Below are 23,764 nucleotides of genomic sequence, written 5' to 3'. Positions count from 1 at the left end.
ATCGTTTTTTAAGGTTTTTTTAAGGTGTGCTCCGTTATGCTGAGTAGAATGCAACTGATTAATATTGCGGAGGGGGAGACATGTAATGATTTCAGTGGGGGGAGCAAGTAAGAAATACGGAAATTTTCGAAGAATGGCACATCTGTTTCTAGCCATCATTCTTTTTATACCATCTTTAGTGATTGGGGGCGGTGTAACTTCGGCGGCATCCGGCTGGTCGATCATTGATGGGAATGGAGCAACTGGCATTAATGTAAATTCAGCCATGAGGGGTGAAAAACCTGCCATAGTGGAATGGAATGGTGAGATTTATGTGGCATGGAAAGAAACGATTCCGAGTACGCCTACGATTAGCCAGATCAGAGTTAAAAAGTTTAATGGCTCAAACTGGATTAGTGTTGACGGCGGTCACCCAACATATGGTCTGAATTACGATTTAACCAAAGATGTCGTATCTCCGACCCTCGCCGTGTACAATAACGCTCTATATTTGTCTTGGACGGAAATGAAAACTTCTTCTATTGGCCAGATTCGGGTCAAAAAATATGACGGTACGAGCTGGACAAATGCTGAAGGAGGAAGCACAGAAGGAATTAATGAAAGTCCCTCATTAAATGCGAGTACTCCCATGTTAACTGCATATAAAGGGGAGTTGTACGCAACTTGGGTTGAAGCAGCTAAGATTCGCATGAAGAAGTATAATGGCACCACGTGGGCAAGCCTCGATGGGGGCGGAACAGAGGGATTAAACGTAAACCCGGGTAGTGGTGCAGCAACGCCCATCATTACAGTAATGGGGGATGATTTATACGTAGCGTGGGTCGAGTATTTGACCGGTGCCAAGTATCAGTTGCGTGTCAAAAAATATGCTGGATCAAACTGGTCATTGGCAGACGGTGGGGTTGGATTAAATATAACTTCTACGGTTATTCCAACCAATCCCTCATTTGCTGTTATTAACGATATCTTATACATGGCATGGACAGAACCAATCAGTAGAACAGACGATCAAGTCCGAGTTAAACAGTACGATGGTAACAACTGGACCAGTATTGACGGTGGGGGACAGACAGGGATTAATGTTGGCACTGATTTTCGTACCTTCACAGTGGAGCTGGCAACTCTGAATAATGAATTATATGCCGTTTGGGGCGAATATTCCGGAGTGATCAGTAATGCTATTGCTATTTTTAAGATTCGTGTGAAAAAATATGACGGCAATGGATGGGTTCTGGCTGAAAATGGAAGGAATGGTGGATTGAATGTTTTTACAACTAAAACTGCCACAAGTCCTGCCATAACAGCAATGAATGGAGCACTGTATGCGGTGTGGGATGAGGATGACAGAAAAGTGGTAAATATAAGGGCAGCCCAATTCACGCCGCCGCCTCCACCAAGCGTCACCAGTGTAACTGTAAGCCCGATCACGACAAGTACGATGCAGGGTGGAAGCAGGCAACTATCGGCTGCTGTTAACGCCGTAGGAGAGGCGCCAACAACGGTGACATGGAGCAGTAGTGATGCAACGAACAAGGTCGCAGTTAATGCTACGGGTTTAGTTACAGTTGCACGGGACGCAACACCAGGTAATTACATCATCACGGCGACTTCCACGTTCGATAGTACCAAGACAGCTACATCAACCGTTACGGTGACATATGCACCAGCAGTTCAGAGTATAACCGTTAATCCAAGTACGGATAGCCTGATGCAGGGTGAGAGCACCCAGTTAACGGCAACGGTAGTTGCCGTAGGTGGAGCGCCAGACACGGTAAGCTGGCATAGCAGTGATCTCAGTAACAAAGTAACGGTAGATGCAACGGGGAAGGTTAGTGTAGCATCGGATGCTGCACCGGGCGACTACATCATTACAGCATCTTCCACTTATGATACGGGTAAGAGGCAATCAGCGGTCATTACGGTTACCTATGCACCAGCTGTTAATAGCGTTAGTGTTAGCCCAGATACCGACAGTTTGATGCAAGGAGAGAGCAGACAACTGGTCGCAACGGTAAACGCTGTAGGTGGGGCCGGAGCAACGGTGACATGGGCCAGCAGTGATACGGATCACAAGGTTGAGGTAAGCGATACTGGCTTCGTGACGGTTGCCCCAGACGCTATGCCAGGGAACTACACCATTACGGCAACTTCGACGGTAGACAGCAGTAAGGTGGGTACAGCAACCATTACGGTGACGTATGCACCAGCAGTAAACGGAGTTATCGTTACGCCTGATCCAGCAAGCATCGTGCAAGGAGATGGTACACAGTTAGAGGCAATCGTTGAGGCAGTCGGTGGAGCTTCGACGGAGGTAACATGGAGCAGCAGTGATCTAACCGGCAAAGTCTCTGTAAGTAATACCGGCTTCGTAACGGTTGCAGCGGATGCTGTACCAGGGGATTATACGATAACAGCTACATCGATTGAAGACAGCAGCAAGATGGGAAGGGCAACCGTTACCGTGATGTATGCGCCAGCTATTCACAATATCGCTGTCAATCCGGAAAATGCTTCTGTCGCACAAGGAAGAACCGAGCAACTCACTGCCACGGTAACTGCGGTAGGTGGAGCCGATTCTTCCGTGATGTGGACGAGCAACGATTCCAGCAACAAGGTAACCGTAAGCAGCATGGGAAATGTTAGCGTTGCTTCCGATGCCGTGCCAGGTGACTATGTGATTACAGCGACATCCGTGTACGATCTAACCAAGGTTGCAACGGCAACCATTAAGGTGACGTATGCACCGGCCGTGAACAGCGTCACGGTTAATCCGATTACGGACAGCCTTATGCAGGGAGAGAGCAGACAACTGACGGCAACGGTTGATACCGTAGGCGGAGCGGATGTAACGGTGATGTGGAGCAGTAGCGATGCAACCAACAAGGTGAAGGTCAGCGATTCCGGCTATGTTACGGTAGAAGCCGATGCCGAGCCAGGGGAATATACCATTTACGCGACCTCAACAGCAGATATCAGCAAAAAAGGCAGCATGGTTCTTACGGTGACAGCAGCTCCAACGTATACGATTGCTCCAATTGAAGATCGCACATTGGAACCGCTCATGCTCGATTATGAATCCGGTACTCAGGAAACGAACAGCGTATCCATTCAGCATACGGGAACAGGAAATCTGGTTCATTTATCTGCCTCTCTGAGCGGGCATGATTCGGATGCCTTTGTTATTACGCAGCCGGATGCTGAATTGATCGCTGGTGATCAGACAGATTTCACTCTCCGTGCCAAGGACGGATTGCCCGCAGGAACATATACAGCAACGGTTACGTTGACAGCAGATCTGATGGTACCAGTCACTTTCAAAGTAATACAGGCCGTAAATCTGCCTAATGCGCCAGCCAACCCTCGGAATCTGACAGCCGAACCTGGGGATGGTCATGTCACGTTGAAATGGGAAACGGAACCCGATGTAGAGTACCGAATTTACATGGCAACAGATGATGATCCTGATCATAGGGTTGAAATCACAGCCGAGGCATCATCACCTTATACCATTCCTGAGTTGGTTAACGGCAAGACTTATTACTTTGTTGTAAAAGCAGAGAATAAGGGAGGGCTTAGTGAAGCCTCCAATCAAGTAAGTGTAATTCCATCAAGCGTTCCGGGATCGCCAACAGATGTGACAGCGACATCGGGCAACGGACAAGCGACCGTAAGATTTGCAGCGCCAGTTCATGATGGTGGAAGTCCAATTACGGGATACGAAGTGACTGTATCGCCTGGGAATACGATAATTACAGGCAGTACTAGTCCAATAACAGTAACGGGATTGAGTAACGGAATAAGCTATACGTTTACGGTGAAAGCCATTAACGGTGCAGGCAAAAGTACAGATTCGGCTAGGTCCAATGCAGTTGTGCCTGCAGCGGCCTCTGCTCCGTCAACCAACCCGCCTGTAACACAAGCTCCATCAAACCCACAGTTAACGCCTGTCACACCACCGACAACAACACCAACTACAGGCGTCAATATTTTGGTTAATGGAAAAGTGGAAAATGCTGGACAAGCGATCATATCCCGGCGTGACCAACAAACCGCATTGACGATTGTAGTAGATCAGCAGAAGCTGAATGACAGATTGGCAGAGGAAGGACAACACGCGGTTGTCACAATTCCTATTAATCAAACGTACGACGTTTTTGTGGGTGAGCTTACAGGCGAGATGATTAAAACGATGGAAGATTATCAAGCTATTCTCGAATTCAAAACAGAGCAGGCTTCGTACACTGTTCCTGCTGGACAAATCCGCATTGGGGAGATTGCGAGCCAAGTTGGAGTGTCTAATGACTTGCAGGATATCAAGGTACAGATTGAAATTGCAGCTCCGACCTCAGTTCAATCGGACATTGTAGGGCGCGCAGTCGCTCAGAATGATTTAACTCTGATTGCTCAGCCGCTTAATTTTACAGTTAATGCCGTTTATGGTGACAAGTCTGTTGAAGTAAAAAACTTCGATGCATATGTCGAAAGAACGATAGCCATGCCAGAAGGCATAGATCCGAACAAAATTACAACTGGCGTTGTCGTGGAGCCAGACGGATCAGTTCGTCATGTCCCGACCAAAGTACGTCAAAACAATGGCCGATACGAAGCTCAAATTAACAGCCTGACCAATAGCACATATGCAGTAGTGTGGCATCCATTACAATTTACAGACGTAATGCATCATTGGGGTAAAGAAGCTGTAAATGATATGGGATCTCGCATGATTGTGGAGGGCGTTGGCAACGGAACCTTCAATCCTGATCGAGCCGTGACCCGTGCAGAGTTCGCCGCAATCATGGTTCGTGGTCTGGGACTTCGTCCGGAGAATGGGGAAACTCCATTTACGGATGTGAAGACTGAGGATTGGTACAATGGTGCTATCCGCACAGCACATGCATATGGGCTGATCAACGGTTTCGAGGATGGCACCTTCCATCCTGACGATACCATTACAAGAGAACAAGCGATGGTTATATTGGCGAAAGCGATGACGATTACTGGATTAAAAGATAGCCTGAACGCAGAGTCTTTAGATGCCACGCTCCAGATGTTCCAAGATGAGACTACTGTATCTGCCTGGGCACGCATCAGTGCAGTGGACAGCGCGAAGTCAGGTCTTGTGCAGGGTCGCAGCCAGTCTTTATTGGCACCAAAAGGTAAGATCACACGTGCCGAGATTGCCACGATCATGCAGAGATTGTTACAGAAGTCGAATCTAATCTAGGTGGTAATCGTTAAACTTTTGGATGATTTGTAAGGTACAGTCCGGGGAAGCTAGAAAAGCGGAATGAGTGCTAATTAGTGCTCATTCCGCTTTTTTCCCATTAAGGGTGTACAGTTGGATTCATAATATACCTAATCTTCCTGATTTCCTGGTATGAGAACACGTTTCATGAAGAGAGAGGATGAAGCCTAGCAAGATATTCATTATCTTTAATGTGTCGAAAAAAAGGCATAACAAAAAAAGCCTATACTTGATAAGAATCAAGCAGAATGGCATACCGTTGATCTATTTTGTTAAATAGATGATTCCCAGGCTCATTTTATTTTGATAAATTCATTTTGGGCGGGATGTACCCAAGTAATCTGGCCATTTTCGCGATTTGTCCCCGATCATGGAATTCATGGGTTGTGCAATGTGTAAAAAGCCATAATTCACTTAATTCGGCGGTTTCACTCATCCAACTGGATTGAATGTCGGGGTTCCAGTTGCTTCTAAAATTCTGCAGGAATTCGTCAACGAGTAAGTCTGTCGCCTCAAATAATTTACGCATCTGCTGAACATTTTGGATGGATTCTGGTTTTATTTTGGGCATGGATCGCCCAAGACCACGCACACCTAACCATACGCGATAACAATCTGTAACATGAACATGCAGGTTACGAATTGAATCTCCACCTAAAGCTTCTACCGGTTTAATATACGCTGTGGGGGACATGTTTTCACACATTCGGAAGAGGGATTCCCTTGTCCGTTTAATCATTTCGTACTGACTTTTTAGTACATCCATGTTTATTGATCTCCTTTCTAACTGTACTGTCTGTTGTATGTTAAACTGCAATCTCGAGCAAGGTCTGACACTGTCTGATTTTAATTAAAGATTACATGTATCTATAATATATATGATATATTATGATGTCAAACATATATAGCTACTCCTTGATGGGTTAAATAAAGTGAATGCATAGGAATGAACAGATGGAAAAAAGAAGTTAGTATAAATGTGGATAATGAAGTTGTCTTGCGCCAAGCAGTGGTTTTATAATGGTACATTCAAGATATTTAGATATCAATTCCTACGTAGTCGACGTTGTTTATTCAGGCTGGCGGGAGAAGTATGCTTCTCTCGGGGGTGTGATATAATCGGTTACAGATGATTTAATTTTCGGGATAAAGAAGTTCCCTAGTATGCATAGAGAGGTTTTGGATATGACGAAAGACAATTTTTGGCGTGAATTGCCACGACCATTTTTTATATTGGCACCGATGGAGGATGTGACGGATGTTGTGTTTCGTCATGTGGTAAGTGAAGCAGGACGACCAGATGTATTTTTTACGGAATTTGCGAACACGGAGAGTTATTGTCACCCGGAGGGGCACAAGAGCGTGCGTGGGCGTTTGACATTTACAGCAGATGAACAGCCGATTGTGGCTCACATCTGGGGAGATAAACCGGAATTCTTTCGTGAGATGAGTATTGGCATGGCGAAAGAAGGCTTTAAAGGTATCGATATTAATATGGGCTGTCCTGTAGCGAATGTGGCTGAGAATGGAAAAGGAAGCGGCTTGATCTGCCGCCCGGCTCTTGCGGCGGAGATTATTCAGGCGGCGAAGGCCGGAGGACTGCCAGTCAGTGTAAAAACGCGTCTCGGATTCACGGAAGTCGACGAATGGCGCGACTGGTTAACTCATATTTTGCAACAGGACATCGTGAATCTGTCCATCCACTTGCGGACGAGAGAAGAAATGAGCAAGGTAGACGCTCACTGGGAACTGATTCCGGAGATTAAGCAGCTTCGTGATGAGATCGCACCGAATACACTTCTGACGATTAACGGGGATATTCCGGACCGTGAGACAGGCGTTAGACTCGCGGAGCAATATGGTGTGGATGGCATTATGATTGGACGCGGTATTTTCCAGAATCCGTTTGCGTTTGAGAAGGAGCCGAAGGAACACAGCAGTGAGGAATTGCTTGATCTGCTACGGCTGCATCTGGATCTCCATGATCAATATTCAGGACAGGAGCCACGTTCGTTCAGCGCGCTTGCCCGTTTCTTTAAAGTCTATGTCCGCGGATTTCGAGGAGCAAGTGAACTCAGAAACAGCCTAATGAACGCCAAGTCGACAAGTGAAGTTCGTACGCTGCTCCATGAATTTGGAAATAAGGATCAAGTTGAGGCGGAGGAACGTGGGATTTAAGTTTCCGAGTTCGGAGAAAGAACGGACGATAAGTAAGGTTAGTTTTGGTGTGGGCAAGCGTCATACTCCGGTCAACAAACTAAGAGGGATTGAAGACTTACGTTATTTAGGAGTACTTCCAAAATGGGAAATCATGAGGGTATCCCGATATATTAGCAACTTCATCCACGGTAGGCTCTCAAGCCATGTCGAGTATTACTCGCACTTAGTCAGGAAAGATTAGTAGTTATGATGTATTGACGGTTATTAAGAAAATAACAGCTAAAAAAGAAGCGGGAATAACTCCGCTTCTTTTTTAGCGTTGTCGTCTATCCTTGGAACGTTAACGCGTATACTCCGGTTGGGCCATTGCGATCGGCTGAGGGTTCGTTACTACCCATAATACCGCCAACTCGGATAATCTGGCAGGCGCATCAAAATCATATCCATCATGAAGCCTGCTGACCAAGTCTGATGCTTCTTGGAGAAGTGCCGGGGCGAGTGGCTCACCAGTGCCCAGGTGACGAATCAGTGCATCCAGCATCTTGCGATACTCCTTATCCCAGTTACCTCCGCCATTATCCAATACTTCATGAGACACGCGCCCTGTGATGCGGATCATCTCTCCCTGCACCGTTTGCGCATGTCCCTGGGCCGGGACAAGATATTCCCACAGCTCTTGGTGCTGCTTGGGCCAGGTGGTTGCTTTTACCTGAATGGGGGTGGTCCCATCGTGCATGATTCGATTCGCGACCGGCTCGACATCAAATAGCCGGTAAAGTTTGATTAGCGCGTCTGAAACTTCATCGATTTTGTCTTTATTGAACTTCTCACGAACGTATTCAAAATCCTTACCAATCCGCTTCACCGATTCTTCCATATCTGGCGTGACCGATGCACCAGCATTCAGCAGAATGGCGGCAATCTCCGCCAGATTGACAATATCACTATTCCTGCAATTGACTAATCCCTTAGCTAATGGCGTATTTCCCTGTTTATTTTCTACGTTAATCGCAGCGTCTTGGTTTACCAACGCTTGAACCACTGTGGTTCTATATCCACTGACCGCTGCATGTAAGGGTGTTTCATTTTGGTAGTCCACAGCGTCCAGATCCGCGCCTAATTCAAGGAACAGGGGGACATTTCCTGACCAGTGTGAGGCATGGGCATGTAAAGGCGTGCGTTGATATTTGTCACGTGCATTAATATCTGCCCCTTGCTCTACCAGCCAGCGAACCAATTCATCCGAAATATGCCGAAAGCTGAGGGCCGTACCTTTGCTGTAGCCCCCACGGGCATCCCATTCGCATTGCTCGAAAACCTCTTTTACCGCAGCGATATCATTATCTTTAACGAGCTTTTCCATATGAGCAGGTAATGTTGTTTTCTTCTTAGCCATTTAAAATCCCTCTCCTTGTGAATGACATCGTATTTTCGTAATGATAGGCAATGATAGATGGATAGAAAGCAGATAATTTCTGCAAGTTTATCACATGAGGAATGTTAAACCAATTACTGGATTTAATCTGCGGATACGACGAACAGAGGAATTGAATCTGTTTTCAGATTGAATAGGGGACTTTGCTTTGTTTGGCTATGTTATAATTTTAGATGAGTTTCCGTAGGGTTGATGGATTGAAAAGTATATAAAATGATCGCCGCAATACGTGCGGTAGGCTTTTGATAATAGGAGGATCTATGTCCTGGAGTAAACTGAAGCAACAATTAGAGAGTTTTCTTAGTCCCGCGTTAATTGGAAAAGTGGAGTATCGTGCAACCAGCTATCGCTATGCCCCTGATAAATCAGGCAATTGTTACATTACCGTAGATCAAAAGAACATCCTGAATATGAGTGATACTTCAACGCCGATCCGTTGGTATCAGACGGAACAGGAGATTAAGAACGACCCTAACATTCTCATTCCTGTAAGTGAAGATGAGATTGAAGTTATCCGGCAAGAGTCCAAAGGCAATATCCCCGAGGATCGATTGCAAATCATGGCAAGGAGCAGAAAAATCTCCGTACATGCCAAAGCGCTTTTGGGGGCACAGGCTGCACTCAGTAAATCAAATTTTACCGTTGCAGCTACCACATATTTATCTACTTCTATAGAAGATAATCTGGAGAGCAATGATATTTTGTATAATATTCTGGCTTTAATGGACAGACGGGTTGGCAAAAAACGAATTCTGAACATGTCCGAGCAGATCAAATTAAAACATCCCGCGGTGCAATATTTCTATGAACTGCGTCGTCGTACGGTGTGAAATTTAAATAACTGTCATGGATAGAGATACACTGTGACGAATTCAATGAAATCTGCTAACAAGTGGGTATAGCTTTTAACTATAACCAGTTATGGTTTTTAAGTATCCCTTCTAACTGCTCTCGGCGTGATATGATCATGGTATACAACGAGGGGGTAATTTACATGACTGACAAGTTCCAGATCGTAGGAAGTTTATTGCGGCCGGAAGAGCTGCTGAAATATAAAACGCAAATTGAACATAACGATGATATCGAATATCCGTTCTATGAAAACTACGAAGGATATGAGAAGTGCGAGACGGAGGCTATCAAACAAGTTGTAGCCAAAGAGATCGAACATAACTTGTCCGTTGTTACCGATGGCGAATTCTCCAAATCGATGTGGCATCTGGACTTTGTATGGGGATTTGGCGGTGTGAAGCGTTACATCGCGGATCACGGCTATTTCTTCAGAGATGTGGACGGAACTTCGAAGTATGAAACACGCAAAGATATCGGACTGCGCATCACGGACAAATTAAGCGGAAAAAATCATCATTTCATTCAATTGTTCCAACAACTGCAAGACACGGCGGGTGACCAGCAAACGAAACTTTGCGTACCATCGCCATCCCATATTTTCGGTGAACTCTCCTGGTCAGATAACATTGGGGGTACAGATTCCGTTTATCAGAACAAACAGGAGCTCAAAGAGGGCCTTATAATCGCGTATAAGGAATTCGTCGAAGAATTCGCTGCAGTGGGCGGTAAAATTCTGCAATTCGATGATTGCTTGTGGGAACTGTTTGCAGACGACAACCCGAACTCTCCATTTACAGGGGAGCATATTAATCAAGATGAAGTACAAGGTCTCGCTTCTGAATTCATTGATATTAACAATACCGTGATTGACTTCGGACATAGCCTGGGCTTGAAAATGTGGACACATAACTGCCGCGGTAATTATGATTCCCGTAACATGGGCGGTGGATCGTATGTGAAAATCGCCAATCTGTTCCTGAAGCAATTGAAGTATGACCGTTTCTTCCTGGAGTGGGATGATGATCGTGCGGGTTCCATCGAAGCTCTGGAAGTGTTCAAGGACAGACCGGAAACGGAAATTGTATTGGGTTTGCTTTCCTCCAAAACGAGTACCCTTGATGATGAAACACGTGTTGTACGTTTGCTGGACGAAGCATCCAAAATCATCGATAAGGATCGACTGCTGCTGTCTCATCAATGCGGCTTTGCATCCTGCGATGGCGGTAATGAATTAAGCGAAGCACAGCAATGGGCGAAGATCGATCAGGGTCAGAAGATTGCAAAGCAATATTGGGGCGGCACTGTCTAGGTTCAAGCAGAATGTATTATGACCTTATACATGCCTTGCCCGTTCAATAGTGTTCTGTATGAGAATAAAAACGGCGACTTTTCCTCTGGAATCTATCCAGGGAGAAGTCGCCTTATTTGTTTTGGAACGTACGCATGATTACGTTCTCATGTCTATAATCTTTTTACGAATGATGAAGCTTGTAAGGCTTTATTTCTCCGATTCACGCTGTGCCAGCCATTCCTTTTTCAACAAAGCATATTGATACGTATTTTCATATTTCGGTGTGCCGTCCTCATTTTTGACAAATGAGATGAACTCCAAAAAAAGACCTTCCCGGCGCATGCCCAGCTTCTCACACAGTTTCTGGGAACGAAAGTTATCATCCTCGACATAGGCGTACACTCTTCTTATTCCCTGTTCCATAAAGAGGTGCTCGATGAAAGCATTAGCGCTTTCACTTGCGTACCCCTTCCCTTCGAATCTTCCATTAAAATTCCAACCAATACTATACGTATCTGAATTCAAATCCTGATCTGTATCAGGATCCTGATCTTCCCTCATGCCAAACAGCTCACCGATCAGCTCGTTACTGTCTTTCAGGCAGACTGCGATTTGGGAATCGTCATTGCTTCTTTTTGCGACCTCCGCCGCCGCGTCTTCCAGTGTTGAAATTCGGTGATCCATAAAGCAATTCACTCTGGGATTTGCTGTGTATTCCAACAGTCCGGCTGCGTCTGTTGCAGTGAAATTTCGTAGGATTAATCGATTGGTTTCAAGGTTTTGCATGAGATATACCTCCAGTGTTCATATCAATAGATTGGCTTTGTTCGTATTGTATTTCTTTTCATTCTACCAAACACACTATTCTTTACTATAGCTGGGTGTAGCTTTGGGTTTGGCTTTGGTTCTGGTTCTGTCAGACCGGGAGAAAAACCCCACCAATTTGTCCCTGTAGATATAACCGAGCACGAACCCGATCACAGCGATAACAGAAATACTAATGGCGATCGTATATTGTTGCATATGAATGGTGGACCCCACGGCGGCAGATGCAATGATCCATGGCAGCCGACCGACGATAAGGATCATGAAGAACTTAAACGAACGAATTGAGGTAAGAGCGGCAACAAACACAAGCATGTCTTTGGGCAAGCCGGGAATCACGAAAAAGATGAATAAAAAAGCGGAGAACTTCTTCTCATCATGAATAAATGACATCCACTTATTATTTTTCTTTTGCAGCAGCCGTGAAATATAAGCCCGACCGATAAAACGAGTGAAATAAAAGGCGATCGCTGAGCCTAGTATCAAACCTACAGTTGTATACAATGAACCAATGGTTGTACCGTAAATATATCCGCCTGCGATTTGTACCACTTCTCCTGGAATAGGTGCAACCACGATCTGAAGAATCTGAAATAAAATAAACATGACCGGACCCCAATGTCCGGTTGAATGAATATATTCTCTGAAGTTGTCCATGGATGACATGATTTTAATAATGGCCGGAGAATAATAGACCAGCAGACCAATGGACAACATGATGAATAGACCCAACAATAGGTTAATCATTACTTTTTTTAAAGGTTGTGGCATAGCTGACGACCCCTTTGTATAGTAACCTCTAGATATTTACAGTATAAGTCGAAGTTCTTAAGAGATACCTACATAACTTCTGAAGAATTCTTAAGTCGATTGTATTTGCTGGTAGTCGCCAATAGCGCATATTATACTGAAATTAGACGGAGGGATCAGATGAGCAAGAAAATTCTAATTGCTGATGATAATAGCGAAATTCGTGAAATTGTAAGGATTTTATTAGAGAGCGAGAATTATGAAGTGATTGAAGCGATAGATGGTCAAGATGCGATTGATAAAGTAAACGAAGAGACGGATCTTATTATCTTGGATATGATGATGCCCAATAAATCAGGTTTGAAGGCTTGTCTGGAGATTCGTGAACAAACAAGCGCACCGATCCTGTTTCTCACGGCGAAAACGCAGGATTCTGACAAACAATTGGCCTTTTCTTCCGGCAGTGATGACTTCTTGTCCAAACCCTTCTCTTATACAGAACTCGTTTCAAGGGTGAAGGCCTTACTACGGAGGTATTATGTTTATCGGGGCAAAGAGAAGACTGAAGAAACAGACCAAATTATCGTTAAAGATCTTACCGTCCATCAGGATTCAAAAGCCGTGTTTGTTGGGAAGAAGGAAATTGCTCTAACTGAAATTGAATACCAGATTTTGCTGCTGCTGGCTAAGAAGCGACGAAAGGTGTTCTCTGCAGAAAACATATATGAGAGTGTTTGGGGGCAACCCTACTTTTATACATGTAATAACACGGTGATGGTTCATATTCGTAATTTGAGAGGCAAACTGGAGGATGACCCGCAGAACCCTAAATATGTGAAGACCGTTTGGGGGAAGGGATATAAAATTGAATAGATTACTAATGGGAAAGAAACTGAAGATTAAACTGGTTCTGGCGGTTGTCATTTCTTTGGTCATAGCCGTAAGTACTTTCGTTATTTTACAAGTTGTTGGCGAGACTGTATTGGATAGTTATTTAAGCAAATCCACTTTTGTAGAGAACAGGCAGCAAGATGCGCTTGAACGATTCGAAGCGTTCGTGAACAATCAGAACGTGTCAACACGTAATCATGAGCAATTGTCTGATTGGATAAGTCATGAGCGCTACTTAAATCTGTATATTTTTGCAAAAGAAAAGTTGATATTTTCCTCTAACACGGAGATTGATCCTGCCATTAACGAGGAGCTGTTAACTCAATTTGTACCATCAAAAATACCCATCACCACCATCCATTTTGCGGATCAAGATGCCCAAATATATTTGGTTGGCTTTTATGAGTATCAATATTACAACCTCATTCTGATTATTGGTGTTTTCATAGCAGCTATCGTGTTCATCGTTTCCTTTCTACTGATAATTAATAAGAAAACGTCGTATATTGGCCTGCTTGAACAAGAGATCAAAATACTTGAAGGTGGAAATTTGGAATATTCGATTACGGTATCGGGAAAGGATGAACTGTCATCTTTGGCCCAGAGTATAGATGAGATGAGGAAATCTTTTGTGGAGCGGCTCGGCAGCGAGGAGAGGGTCAGGATGGCCAACCGCGAATTGATCACGGCGATTTCCCATGATTTACGAACGCCACTCACGATTCTATTGGGGTATATGGATATCATAGAGCTCAACAAGTATAAAACACATGAGGATCTGTTGCAGTATATTCATAATAGCCGGGAGAAGGCCTATCAGATCAAAGTGCTGTCGGACAAACTATTTGAATATTTCACGGTATCCTCTGCCGCTGAAGAAGAGGAAATAGAATTTGAAAGGTATGAGGGCAGAGCGCTTATTGATCAACTCATCGATGAACAATTAGTGGTTTTAAACGATATCGATGTGCAGGTTCAGACAGGTGCACATCATGAGGAGTTTTTACTTGAACTCAATCTGGTCGCCATGCGTCGCGTAATGGATAACATATTTTCAAATATTCGAAAATATGCCGATCCAGTGTTTCCCGTTCATATCCAGATTTCTTTGAAGCAACAATGGGTCACTCTTGAGGTGGAGAATAAGATTAAACGTGTTGGCAAAAAGAAAGATAGCAACGAAATTGGGCTCGTTAGTTGTCAGAAAATGATCGAACAGCACAACGGGACGTTGAAGGTGTCACAGGAAGAAGATACGTTTTCACTACAAATTACGCTACCTGTCATCTCCAATAAACCAACACAGACTCATATATAATGGGAAAAGAGAGATGTTATTGTATTAAAAGAGCCATGCATTCGCATGGCTCTTACGATATCGTCAGAGGGCAAGCCTCATGTCTCAAACAACAGGTTCATTCTGTTTCTTGAAATATTGTTCAATGAGAAACGAGAGCATCGGTCCAGGCTCAGCCTGCTGTAATTGAGACTGATCGCCAAATTCCATGAGATACGGCTGTTCCGTAGTACAAGGAATCCAATGAGGCATCCGTTTTCCGGTGGAATCTGGACCGTTCGGGTCACCTGTAGCAATAAAATTGGATAAATAATTGCACATCTGGCGCGCCAGATCATAATGTTTGCCCGTGAAAGGCCGCCAGCACTTGGCCAATGTCTCGAAGAAAAACCACAGATCGACGGAGTGAAAGGTTCCCGGCTGGTCCCATCCCGGAATCTCGGCGTCAAAGTTATAATAATAAAGAGGCGTCTCAGACGCATGACCGCTGTTCGCGCGGATGGCGAGCAGAATGGCATGTTGGATCATGCGTACTGATGCTTGTTGCAAAGCCTGCTCGATCTGACCGGTCTCGGTCTCACATAGCTTCAAAAAGGCAGGAGCATCCTCGCCGAATAGCTCAACAGCCATCTGTTTCAGTTCTTCCAGATTGGCTGCGGCGGGACGGGTCCAGAATTCGGAAGATGTATGCCCCAGCATGACGGGGATCGCCTCGCGCTCCTGCTGAACAAAACGAGTAAACGGATCGCCTGCGCAGAATTGATCGTCGATGATGGTTCCCCAGAAGCTTTTGTATTCGAGTGCTTTGTCACGGAGAAATTCAGCATCCAGTTGTCTCGCTTCTGTAAGGGAAGATACCCCCAGGAAGTCGAAAAATGCAACCCCGGCCTGCTCTGCATCCCGCAGTGTGGAACGGACAGAAGGCACGCGGACTTTCGGGTACAACTCCGTAGCCATGCCGCTCATAATGACGGCTCGCTGGAACAAGCCCTTATTTTGTGGAGAGGTCATCTGGCTGAGTACACTTCCTCCGCCTGCCGACTGTCCACCGATGGTGATCTGGTCCGGATCACCGCCAAAGGCGGCAATGTTGCGTTTGACCCACTGCGTGCCTGCTTGTTGATCGAGATGACCGAAGTTGGCGGGTGCATGGGGAGATTCGGCGCTTATCTCGGGATGACACAGGAAACCAAAGGCATTCAGTCGATAATTAATCGTCACAACGACAATACCTCTACGAGCGATTCGCTCGCCATCAAATTCCATTTCGGCCGTATGGCCAACCTGTAGGCCTCCGCCAAAGTACCAGACAAAGACAGGTAACTTCTCGTCCGTGCGCTTGGCTGGTGTCCAGACATTCAGATACAGACAATCTTCGTCCATGGGCAGGTCAGGATCAACTGCCCATTCGCGGGTGTAGATATTGTTATCATCGATGACTGTTGGGGCTTGCATGGAGATAGGGGCAAAATCGAAAGCTTGCAGTACACCGTCCCAGTTCGACTGCGGCTGCGGGGCACGCCAGCGGTTCTCACCTACAGGAGGCGCGGCAAAAGGAATTCCCTTGAAGCTGGTAATCCGCGGATCCGCCGCAGGCAGTCCTTGCACTTGTCCATGTTCTACCGTAACCATTCTAAGCATAACAACAATCTCCTCTCTGGATTTAGGTTGTAAGCGTTACCGAACATCTGATTAACGATATTAAGATAAACCGAACGCGAGAACAGGGTAGCTGTAGAAATGGGGGAATCAAGGTTGAATCCGATTTGGCATGAGAGCAGCAGAGCTAGTAATTTGTATTTTATCAGCGGTGGTCACAAGCCAGCTAATTCTCATCAATGGGGGCCAGGCGTGCGTGACGTTTATGCGCTGCATTATATTATCCGCGGTCAAGGGACGCTGGAGACTGGAGGCCGCGTATTTCGGTTAGTCACGGGGGAAAGCTTTATCATATTTCCGCAAAAGGAGATTTATTATTATCCAGACCCGCAAGATCCATGGGAGTATGTCTGGGTGGAGTTTAGCGGTGAGGATGCCGGACGGTTGCTGGGGCTAACGCAGCTTTCAGAAGTACAACCCGTAGTGACGATCTCACCGGAGACACTGCAGCCTTTTTATCACCTTGCCTGGAACGCAGGTGCATCATCCTATGAATTGCTGCGGGCGGATGCGCGTTTGCGTCTGCTGCTCTCCTACTATATGGAGTTTTATCCAAAGAGGCCGCAGGTGGAGGCCAAGGATTATGTCTGGTTGGCGAGAAAGTACATCGAGCAGAACTACTGGAAGCCGACATTGACCGTCACGGAGATTGTAAAGGCAGTCAATCTGGAGCGCAGCTATTTGTTTCGTCTGTTTAAAGGAGCAACCGGCAAGTCTGTTCTGGAGTATATTACCTCCTGCCGAATCCAGCGCGCCTGTGAGCTGCTGAAGACATCAGGTCTGCCGATTCAATCGGTAGCCTACTCCGTCGGCTACAATGATCCGTTATATTTTTCCAAAGTATTCAAGAAATCAACTTCACATACACCAACAGCGTTCATGATGCTGCACCAGACCAAGGCATAACGTTAACGGAACAGGGCGCAGTTCCCGGATTCGCGGAAATAACGTATCAGCTTTTCAATGGGCTCGCGTCCACAGTTCAGTTTCACTCCAAGACAATCGATGCACAGAAATTGCTGGGCAGAGCGCGAGATCAATTTGAGATAGATGCCCACATCGTCTGAAGAGAGCGGGACCTGACAGGAGGTGCATAGGCGATGTTGAGCCATTATTTCACCAGTTTGGCCCGGACGATGAGGCAATCATGTGCTGCGACAACGGGAGCGAAGCGTTCACGGAACACGCCAAGCTCTTTATGTTCCCAGCAGTCGTACATCGACAGAGCATAACCGGCAGCGTAAGGCAGACCCATATCCCAAAACTGCAAAGACAACTCCCGCTGGCTGTCGCTCAGGTTGAAGAAGCCAATAGCCAGATCACCATCTGTAAGTACCTTCACCAGCATAAAGACATCGTCTGTGTGAAACCATTGCGGCTCTGGTTTAATGCGGTAAGCGCCGCGAGCTTCTACATCCTGGTTGATGGCAAGAAGGTCAAGATTCAGAAGAATATCTTTGGTAATCTGGTTAGCCTTGCGCACGTCGCATCCGATCATTAATGGAGAACCCATCATGGACCAGAGGGAGAAGTGGGTTTTATATTCGATGTCGTTGCATCCGCCGATACTGCCAATATAATCATTGTTGCTTCCACCGTACATACCAACGATTAGCATATCCATATCGTTATGGCAGAAGGAGCCGGTGTAGCTTTGTTTCCCCAATTGAGATAGGGCAAGTTCCTTTACTGAGTCCCAGTTGTCGCGGATATCGCCAGTGGAGCGATACATGTGGGCACCCGATTCCCGAATCCAGTCGTATACGTCGTCAGCTCCCCAGTTGCAGGCGGAGAACAGGATATCGCGACCGCAGTTTTTCAGCGCCAGGCTCATTCGTTTGTACAGCAGCTCTCCTGAGATATGTCGTGGCTTGAAGCAGTAATCATATTTCAAATAGTCAACGCCCCATTCGGCAAAAAGGGCAGCATCTTGGAATTCATGCTCAAAGCTGCCTGGATACCCGGCACAAGTATGCGTACCCACGCATGAATACATGCCGAACTTCAAGCCTTTGCTATGGATATAATCAGAGAGCGCTTTCATTCCGCTGGGGAACTTCTCTGGGTCAGCCACGAGATTGCCACTTGAGTCCCGTTCCTTCAGGCTCCAGCAATCATCAATCACGATATACTCGTAGCCAGCGGCCAGATAACCTTCCGATACAAACACATCAGCGACATCCCGAATTAATTGTTCATTAATATCCCACGTAAAGGTATTCCACGAATTCCAGCCCAGCGCAGGGGCAAAGCCTAATACTTGATTGTTGCTCATGATCTCGCATCCTTCCTCTCCTCAATTTCGTTAACGATACTAAACTGAACATAAACGATGAGCGATGATTCCTGCCATAGCTTAACGTTGCTTGGACATGGACATATGTTGCTCAGCTGTGCTGAGAGGAATGATTGCTTCAATCCAGACTTTGGGCAGGTATTCAGAAGTGGTGGGGAGAAGCATTTAAGGAAGGAAAAATGTCTATCTGCACAGAATTTATGTTATCTTTTCAGGAATCTGTGGGGAATGATACTATGAATACTATGGTCGGTAATCATGCTCGAACAGGATAATGTGTGATTTTCCATCGGCTGTTCGTTAAACATAAGTTTCTGTTTGATATGATCAGATATATACTTTATAGGATGGGGAGGGTCACCAAATGAATCTGGATGAAGTGATGCAAGAGCTGGAAGCGCTGGGTAAAGAACGAACGAAAAAAATCTACATCTCCAATGGTGCGCATGAACCGCTATTTGGCGTGGCAACCGGGGCGATGAAACCAATGGCAAAGCGGATCAAAAAGGATCAACCTTTGGCAGAGCAACTATACGCGACGGGGAATTATGATGCGATGTACTTTGCTGGCGTGATTGCCGATCCTGAAGTGATGACGGAAGCTGATTTTGACCGTTGGATCGATGCTGCTTATTTTTACATGATCTCTGACTTTATCGTTGCCGTCACGCTGGCAGAGACGGATATTGCTCAAGAAGTTTCGGATAAGTGGATTGCGAGCGGAGATGAGCTGAAAATGTCAGCAGGATGGAGCTGTTACTGTTGGTTGCTCGGCAGTCGAAAGGATGCTGAGTTTTCTGAGAATAAACTAACGGAGATGCTGGAACGGGTGAAAAGGACGATTCATGAATCTCCGGAACGAACGAAATATTCGATGAACAACTTCCTGTATACCGTTGCAACTTCCTATCAACCGTTGCACGATCTGGCGGTAGAGACGGCCAAGGCGGTGGGACCTGTCGAAGTGAATAAGGACATGCCAAAGAGCAAGCTGCTGAATGCCTCTGAGAATATCCAAAAGGCAGTGGATAAAGGGCGGGTAGGCTTTAAGCGTAAATATGTTAGATGTTAACTGTAATCAAATTAATATGTGTCTTTAAAAGACGTAGGATAATCATCCTACGTCTTATTTTATAATTACTCGATATAAACAGGCAGGAAGGACTAGATAAATCGTCGAATATTCTGGTGAAAGGAACATGTTTTATTTTACAGGTCTGAGGGTGAGATTTTACTTAGTATTTTCGTTAAAAAAATTCTGTGATCATGTTTCGTTATCACCAATTTTTTCTTTAAAAGGAGGACTAAGAATGACATGGACAAAATATATGATAATGTCAATCGGTTTATAACAAATAATGAATCTTTTGACCTTTTAAATTCCAAACTCAATGAGTTCAATCCATTCAAGATATTGAAGATTGATAAATTTGAAATAAGACACTCTAATATCCTAGCGTGGCTCCTAAGTCCAAGTGAAAACCACTTCTTGAACGATATGGTATTAAAAAAAATAATTACTGAAATAATATGCAGAGATATCGATATTAAAAACCATAGTATGCAAGTAACAGATGTTTTATTAAGCAGCTTTCATGATGTTGAAGTATTACGAGAATGGAGAAATATTGATATTATTGTTATCTCAAAGAGCAATGAGTTTGTCCTTTTTATTGAGAATAAAGTACATGCTCGATTAGGGAGCCATCAGTTAGAGAAGTACATAAATTTAGTTAAGGATAATTTCCCCAACATCAAGCACGTTATTCCTGTTTTTCTTACTTTGAACGGAGAGGAATCGCCTCACCCAGAATATTATAGCCTAGGACATTCAGATATATTGAGACTGTTAAATTCGTTGTTAGTCCTTAATAAGGAAAATATGAATTCTAAGATATATGATTTTATTAGTTATTACATAAGGACATTGGAGGTGCTTACTTTGGAGGATGAACAACTTATAAAACTTTGTCGTGATATTTATAAGCATCATGGAGAAGCGATAGAGACGATTATTAAATATGGGTATGTTTCTAATTCGACACTTAACCAAGCAACTGAAGTTTTAGAACCTGAGCTAAATTGTATTGGGTATCATGAAGACCGAGATTTTCATCTAAGAGATAAAGAATATTGGTTTATCCCAAAATCGTTAGACTCAATCCTTCCTCGTTTAGTAACAAAATGGAGATCTCCAAGACCGGTTAGCTATTTCTTTGCTGCTGAGGATAATAGTTTGCGCCTCATCCTTGAGGTGGGACCGATAGCGAACTTACATATAAGGAATGCCTTCTTAAATTATATTAACAGTCAGGATAGTAATAAAATGTTTTCAATAAGGACCAGTGCCTTGAATAAGTTAGATGGTAAGTATACGAGGATTCGTACCAAGAGTGTAAAAGTGGATGACTGGACGGATAGCGAACATGTAGTTGAACGTATGAGAGTATTATTAGAAAAGGTATTTAAATATAACGAAGTTAATGCCCTATTAGTTACGTTATTAAACGAATTTGAACTGGGAAAACCAAATGAAAATATTTAATCGAAGGAAGTGTACTGAATGCCAATCGAACTAGGTATCTGGAAAATCAACAAAGGTATTGAGAAGGTTCACTTCTCAAATATTGAAACTGAGCGTAAACTTGAAGATGTTATATCCTCTGATATCAGCATCATCGACCCTACGGTAATGCTCATTGGGCGACAAATCACTACGGCATTTGGTAAATTTATTGATATTCTCGCTATGAATTCCGAGGGGAATTTGGTTATAATCGAACTCAAGAGAAACAAGACGCCACGTGAAGTCGTTGCTCAAACTTTGGATTATGCTTCTTGGGTTCAACAGCTAAATTACAATGATATCACACGAATTTACAGTGAGAAAAATCCAGGAAAGCAATTGGAACAAGATTTCGTAGATTATTTTCAGACAGATCTTCCAGAAACGTTGAATGAATCGCATCTGTTATTAGTAGTTTCGGCTGAGCTGGACCCGGCTACAGAGAGAATCATAAACTACCTAACTAACTTTGGCGTGCCTATAAATGCACTCTTTTTTCATTATTTTAAAGATGGAGATAACGAATACTTGGCTCGAAACTGGCTTATTGATCCCAATAGTTTTGAAGCTAAATCAATCAGTAATAGGCCCTTAAAAAGTGGAAAGGCTCCGTGGAATGGAAAGGACTATTACGTGTCACTGGGTGATGGTGAGTATCGGAATTGGGAAGATTGTAGAAAATATGGTTTTATTTCAGCCGGACAGGGAAAATGGTATAGCAGATCATTAAGTCTTCTTAAACCTGAGGATAGATTATTTGTATGCATCCCTAAAGTTGGCTATGTTGGTGTTGGAATCGTACAGGAGGAAGTTGTACCTATTAAAGAGTTCCAGGTCTTACACGGTGAAGAAAACGTACCTTTACTTAATTCCGATTTGCGAGTCAAGATGGATAAGGATGTTGACGATCCTGATCTGTGTGAATATGTTGTGCGTGTAAAATGGATAAAGACGCGTGCTAAGCAGGAGGCGATCTGGGAGAAAGGGATGTTTGCAAATCAGAACTCGGCTTGTAAATTGCGGAACCAGTTTACTTTGGACAGACTAACAGAACATTTTGAGCTGGAGAAAGAGATCAAGTGAAACGTAATACACAATAAAAAGATCTAGTAATGTTACCCTAAGTAAGAATTTTTATAAAATATTTCCATTTCAATACATTTGAATTCGGTTTTGCAAGATAAAATGCCCTTCTAGCGAAGGGTTTTTATTTCGTTTATACTTGTAAGGCCAATTTACTTGAGGAGTTGTCTAACGAATCATGAATAAAAAAGAAGTCGCGCATATACGCAAGCAGTTTAAACTCGATCACGATTTACTGAATATTTACGATATTCTCAACGTGTATATTACGAAGGAAACCAACGAGGTCTATCACTGGGAGCGTCACCCGTTCGAACTGGTGGATAGAGAGAAACAAGAGCTGTACATGGGCAATTTCAAAAAGCTGCTGACAGGTGATTTGGATCAGAAGTTGTTTGAGTTAAAATTCCAGGAAGCGGCGGAGGACCCGGCCCAGGTACTGCTTCATCAGGCTTTGGTCACAGGTGATCCAGACGAATGGCAGGACCTCATGCTGTTGCTCGTGGATCGAATGTTGGTGGATGCCAAGTATGAGCGGGACATGGTTGCTACGTTTGTGCGTGGACAGTATTATCTGCCGACCAAGGCTAGAAACGAAGCCACGGAAGAGAGTGAGAAGAATGAGGTGTTCGCCCATCCCTTCATTCTTTGCAGCGTGAACTCCACGGAGAAGCAGCGGAAAACGCTCTTGTTTGACTATGTGGAGAGAGAATTCAAATACAATATTATTGTCGATCCGATTATCAAATTAAGCACGCCAGAGCAAGGGTTCCTGTACCCGAGCGTAACGGACAACTACTCCGATGTGAATCGTGTTCTATATTGCACAGGGAAATCCAATTTCCCGGACCCACATTTTGTTGAAAATGTACTGAATGGCGAAAGATCCGTAACCGCACTGGAAGAACGGGCGATCTTCGAAGATATCGTCAAGGAAGTGGCGGGTGAACAGCTCGATTCAGCCACCATTGCACATGTATATGAGGAGATCAACCGCGTTATCGAAATAAATGAAGAGTCTCATGAGGAAGAACCTCCGAAGCTGGATTATAAAGATCTGGAACGTGTACTGACCGCAAGTGGTGTAGAGGATCTGACAACGGAGAAAGTGGAACGTGCCTTCGAAACGATCGTGGACAACAAGAATTATGAGATGAAAGCGACCAGTGTTATGCCGAAGTTTACGTCCAAGTCCATCAAGATCGAAACTAAGGTTGCTACGATTTCGGTTAGCCCGCAAGACCTAAGATATGTGAAACAGGTGAACTATCAAGGCAGACGTTGCATCATGATTGAAGTGGACGAAGATGTCGTGATTGAAGGGTTTACCCTTAATACAGAAAAACTTATCAATGAGTAATTGATTCTAGACCCTGATGATGTAATATCATCAGTTATGGACGAATGAACGTCC

Annotated in this window: 17 protein-coding genes; 11 read left to right on the top strand and 6 right to left on the bottom strand. The window is 44.5% G+C overall.

Annotation, left to right across the window (positions count from 1 at the left end):
* Window positions 1-85: 85 nt before the first annotated feature.
* Window positions 86-5,224 (top strand): Ig-like domain-containing protein, encoded by a 5,139-nt coding sequence (locus ACX9NY_RS19690; RefSeq protein WP_472474589.1) that lies wholly within the window; start codon window positions 86-88, stop codon window positions 5,222-5,224.
* 319 nt (window positions 5,225-5,543) lie between these two features.
* Here the strand turns inward: ACX9NY_RS19690 and ACX9NY_RS19685 are convergent, their stop codons facing one another.
* Entirely contained in the window at window positions 5,544-6,011 is a 468-nt protein-coding gene (locus ACX9NY_RS19685) for a DinB family protein (RefSeq protein ID WP_472474587.1), read from the bottom strand.
* A 419-nt stretch (window positions 6,012-6,430) separates the two neighbouring features.
* On the opposite strand from ACX9NY_RS19685, the gene ACX9NY_RS19680 reads away from it, so the two are divergent.
* Window positions 6,431-7,423 (top strand): tRNA dihydrouridine synthase, encoded by a 993-nt coding sequence (locus tag ACX9NY_RS19680; protein WP_342571843.1) that lies wholly within the window; start codon window positions 6,431-6,433, stop codon window positions 7,421-7,423.
* Between the two features lie 322 nt (window positions 7,424-7,745).
* On the opposite strand, the gene ACX9NY_RS19675 is transcribed toward ACX9NY_RS19680, so the two are convergent.
* Entirely contained in the window at window positions 7,746-8,801 is a 1,056-nt protein-coding gene (locus ACX9NY_RS19675; RefSeq protein WP_472474585.1) for an ankyrin repeat domain-containing protein, read from the bottom strand.
* A gap of 299 nt (window positions 8,802-9,100) precedes the next feature.
* Between ACX9NY_RS19675 and ACX9NY_RS19670 the strand changes: the two genes are divergently transcribed.
* Both ACX9NY_RS19670 and ACX9NY_RS19665 read left to right on the top strand, forming a co-directional pair.
* Complete coding sequence (locus ACX9NY_RS19670; protein WP_472474583.1) at window positions 9,101-9,670, top strand: SF0329 family protein; 570 nt, start codon at window positions 9,101-9,103, stop codon at window positions 9,668-9,670.
* A 164-nt stretch (window positions 9,671-9,834) separates the two neighbouring features.
* Window positions 9,835-11,001 carry a cobalamin-independent methionine synthase II family protein gene (locus tag ACX9NY_RS19665; RefSeq protein WP_472474581.1) on the top strand — a complete coding sequence of 389 codons (1,167 nt, stop codon included), beginning with the start codon at window positions 9,835-9,837 and terminating at the stop codon, window positions 10,999-11,001.
* Window positions 11,002-11,190: 189 nt separating this feature from the next.
* Here the strand turns inward: ACX9NY_RS19665 and ACX9NY_RS19660 are convergent, their stop codons facing one another.
* A complete protein-coding gene (locus tag ACX9NY_RS19660) occupies window positions 11,191-11,769 on the bottom strand; it encodes a GNAT family N-acetyltransferase (protein ID WP_472474579.1) in 579 nt (192 codons plus the stop codon).
* A 75-nt stretch (window positions 11,770-11,844) separates the two neighbouring features.
* Window positions 11,845-12,579: a TVP38/TMEM64 family protein gene (locus tag ACX9NY_RS19655; RefSeq protein WP_472474577.1), complete on the bottom strand. Its 735-nt coding sequence runs from the start codon at window positions 12,577-12,579 to the stop codon at window positions 11,845-11,847.
* 159 nt (window positions 12,580-12,738) lie between these two features.
* Between ACX9NY_RS19655 and ACX9NY_RS19650 the strand changes: the two genes are divergently transcribed.
* Both ACX9NY_RS19650 and ACX9NY_RS19645 read left to right on the top strand, forming a co-directional pair.
* On the top strand, window positions 12,739-13,431 hold the full coding sequence (locus tag ACX9NY_RS19650) for a response regulator transcription factor (protein WP_339239549.1): 693 nt from the start codon (window positions 12,739-12,741) through the stop codon (window positions 13,429-13,431).
* Entirely contained in the window at window positions 13,424-14,767 is a 1,344-nt protein-coding gene (locus tag ACX9NY_RS19645; protein WP_472474575.1) for a HAMP domain-containing sensor histidine kinase, read from the top strand. Before ACX9NY_RS19650 ends, ACX9NY_RS19645 begins: the two co-directional genes overlap by 8 nt.
* An 84-nt stretch (window positions 14,768-14,851) precedes the next feature.
* On the opposite strand, the gene ACX9NY_RS19640 is transcribed toward ACX9NY_RS19645, so the two are convergent.
* A complete protein-coding gene (locus tag ACX9NY_RS19640; RefSeq protein WP_342571850.1) occupies window positions 14,852-16,387 on the bottom strand; it encodes a carboxylesterase/lipase family protein in 1,536 nt (511 codons plus the stop codon).
* Window positions 16,388-16,501: 114 nt separating this feature from the next.
* Between ACX9NY_RS19640 and ACX9NY_RS19635 the strand changes: the two genes are divergently transcribed.
* The gene (locus ACX9NY_RS19635; protein WP_472474573.1) at window positions 16,502-17,311 is read left to right on the top strand and encodes an AraC family transcriptional regulator; all 810 of its coding nucleotides are present in this window, start codon (window positions 16,502-16,504) and stop codon (window positions 17,309-17,311) included.
* Between the two features lie 205 nt (window positions 17,312-17,516).
* Here the strand turns inward: ACX9NY_RS19635 and ACX9NY_RS19630 are convergent, their stop codons facing one another.
* Window positions 17,517-18,680 (bottom strand): glycoside hydrolase family 27 protein, encoded by a 1,164-nt coding sequence (locus ACX9NY_RS19630; RefSeq protein WP_472474571.1) that lies wholly within the window; start codon window positions 18,678-18,680, stop codon window positions 17,517-17,519.
* 385 nt (window positions 18,681-19,065) lie between these two features.
* Between ACX9NY_RS19630 and ACX9NY_RS19625 the strand changes: the two genes are divergently transcribed.
* The 4 genes from ACX9NY_RS19625 (at window position 19,066) to ACX9NY_RS19610 (ending at window position 23,710) form a co-directional block, all read left to right on the top strand.
* Window positions 19,066-19,773, top strand: a complete 708-nt coding sequence (locus ACX9NY_RS19625; protein ID WP_472474569.1) for a DNA alkylation repair protein — start codon at window positions 19,066-19,068, stop codon at window positions 19,771-19,773.
* Window positions 19,774-20,016: 243 nt separating this feature from the next.
* A complete protein-coding gene (locus ACX9NY_RS19620) occupies window positions 20,017-21,246 on the top strand; it encodes a PDDEXK-like family protein (protein WP_472474567.1) in 1,230 nt (409 codons plus the stop codon).
* Between the two features lie 18 nt (window positions 21,247-21,264).
* On the top strand, window positions 21,265-22,350 hold the full coding sequence (locus ACX9NY_RS19615; protein ID WP_339304096.1) for an endonuclease NucS domain-containing protein: 1,086 nt from the start codon (window positions 21,265-21,267) through the stop codon (window positions 22,348-22,350).
* A 178-nt stretch (window positions 22,351-22,528) separates the two neighbouring features.
* Window positions 22,529-23,710, top strand: coding sequence for a DUF4317 domain-containing protein (locus ACX9NY_RS19610; protein ID WP_339239556.1), 1,182 nt, complete (start codon window positions 22,529-22,531; stop codon window positions 23,708-23,710).
* Window positions 23,711-23,764 lie beyond the last annotated feature (54 nt).

The sequence above is a fragment of the Paenibacillus sp. CB74 genome (assembly GCF_055687625.1).
Note: the sequence above shows the minus strand (reverse complement) of the source record. Positions and strands in the feature narration are given on the sequence as shown.